Raw genomic sequence first — 2670 nt, 5'->3', positions numbered from 1 at the left:
AGCTGACAGGTTCCACGACTACAGCAGGCGTGAGCTACCGTTGGTTAAGTGGCAGCAATGAGATTGCAACCACAGCTACTACTACAGTAAGTGCTCCTGGAGAGTATACTTTGGAAGTAACCAAAGAGAGTACCGGCTGTACGACTACCACGACTACGGTGGTAGGTATAGATGAATCACAGCCCGAAGGTGTAACAGCGAGCAACAGCGGACCATTGACTTGTGCAACCACCAGTGTGGAGCTGACAGGTTCCACGACTACAACAGGCGTGAGCTACCGTTGGTTAAGAGGCAGCAATGAGATCGCAACTACAGCGACCACTACGGTAAGTGCTCCTGGAGAGTATACTTTTGAAGTAACCAAAGAAAGTACCGGCTGTACGACTACCACAACCACCGAAGTGGAAATAGATGAGTCACAACCCGAAGGCGTTACAGCCAGCAACAGCGGACCATTGACTTGTGAGACTTTAAGCGTAGAGCTGACAGGATCCACGACTACAACAGGCGTGAGCTACCGTTGGTTAAGTGGCAGCAGTGAAATTGCGACCACAGCGACCACTACAGTAAGTGCTCCTGGCGAATACACTTTGGAAGTGACCAAAGAGAGTACCGGTTGCACAACTACTACCACTACTGAAGTGGAAATAGATGAGTCACAACCGGAAGGAGTGACAGCAAGCAACAGCGGACCATTGACTTGTGAAACCACCAGCGTGGAACTGACAGGTTCAACGACCACGACAGGCGTGAGCTACCGTTGGTTAAAAGGCAGCAGTGAGATAGCGACCACAGCGACCACTACAGTAAGTGCTCCCGGAGCATACACTTTAGAGGTAACGAAAGAAAGTACCGGCTGTACGACTACCACCACTACCGAAGTAGGTATAGATGAGTCACAACCAGAAGGAGTGACAGCGAGCAACAATGGCCCGCTTACCTGTGCAACCACCAGCGTAGAGCTGACAGGATCCACGACTACAGCAGGCGTGAGCTACCGCTGGTTAAGTGATGGTAGTGAGATAGCGACCACAGCAACTACCACAGTCAATTCCCCAGGTGAATACACTTTGGAAGTGACCAAGACAAGTACCGGCTGTACGACTACCACAACCACCGAGGTGGAAATAGATGAGTCACAACCCGAAGACGTTACAGCCAGCAACAGCGGACCATTGACGTGTGAGACTTTAAGCGTAGAGCTGACAGGATCTACGACCACTACAGGCGTGAGCTACCGTTGGTTAAAAGGCAGCAGTGAGATAGCGACTACAGCAACTACCACAGTCAATTCCCCAGGTGAATACACTTTGGAAGTGACCAAGACAAGTACCGGCTGTACGACTACCACCACTACCGAAGTAGGTATAGATGAATCACAGCCTGAAGGAGTGACAGCGAGCAACAGCGGACCATTGACTTGTGAAACCACCAGCGTAGAGCTGACAGGTTCCACGACCACGACAGGCGTGAGCTACCGTTGGCTAAGTGGCAGCAATGAAATTGCAACTACGGCAACTACCATAGTAAGTGCTCCTGGAACATACACTTTAGAGGTAACAAAAGAAAGTACTGGTTGTACGACTATTACGACTACAGAAGTAGGTATAGATGAATCACAACCCGAAGGCGTTACAGCCAGCAACAGCGGACCATTGACTTGTGAGACTTTAAGCGTAGAGCTGACAGGTTCAACGACCACTACAGGCGTGAGCTACCGTTGGTTAAGTGGCAGCAATGAGATTGCAACCACAGCTACTACCACAGTAAGTGCTCCCGGAGAGTATACTTTGGAAGTAACCAAAGAGAGTACCGGCTGTACGACTACCACGACTACGGTGGTAGGTATAGATGAATCACAGCCCGAAGGTGTAACAGCCAGCAACAGTGGCCCGCTTACCTGTGCAACCACCAGTGTGGAGCTGACAGGTTCCACGACTACAACAGGCGTGAGCTACCGTTGGTTAAGAGGCAGCAATGAGATCGCAACTACAGCGACCACTACGGTAAGTGCTCCTGGAGAGTATACTTTTGAAGTAACCAAAGAAAGTACCGGCTGTACGACTACCACAACCACCGAAGTGGAAATAGATGAGTCACAACCCGAAGGCGTTACAGCCAGCAACAGCGGACCATTGACTTGTGAGACTTTAAGCGTAGAGCTGACAGGATCCACGACTACAACAGGCGTGAGCTACCGTTGGTTAAGAGGCAGCAATGAGATCGCAACTACAGCGACCACTACGGTAAGTGCTCCTGGAGAGTATACTTTGGAAGTGACCAAAGAGAGTACCGGCTGTACGACTACTACGACTACCACAGTTGGCACAGACTACTCGCAACCGGAAGGAGTGACGGCTAGCAACAACGGCCCACTTACTTGTGAAACCACCAGCGTGGAACTGACAGGTTCAACGACCACGACAGGCGTGAGCTACCGTTGGTTAAAAGGCAGCAGTGAGATAGCGACCACAGCGACCACTACAGTAAGTGCTCCCGGAGCATACACTTTAGAGGTAACGAAAGAAAGTACCGGCTGTACGACTACCACGACTACCGAAGTAGGTATAGATGAGTCACAACCAGAAGGAGTGACAGCGAGCAACAATGGCCCGCTTACCTGTGCAACCACCAGCGTAGAGCTGACAGGATCCACGACTACAGCAGGCG

1 pseudogene is annotated in these 2670 nt (G+C 50.9%); it reads left to right on the top strand.

Annotation, left to right across the window (positions count from 1 at the left end):
- Positions 1 to 2670 (top strand): annotated as a pseudogene (locus tag JKA74_RS20605) (hypothetical protein); the annotation flags it as partial.

This window comes from Marivirga aurantiaca (assembly GCF_016679925.1).
Lineage (GTDB): Bacteria > Bacteroidota > Bacteroidia > Cytophagales > Cyclobacteriaceae > Marivirga > Marivirga aurantiaca.
Note: the sequence above shows the minus strand (reverse complement) of the source record. Positions and strands in the feature narration are given on the sequence as shown.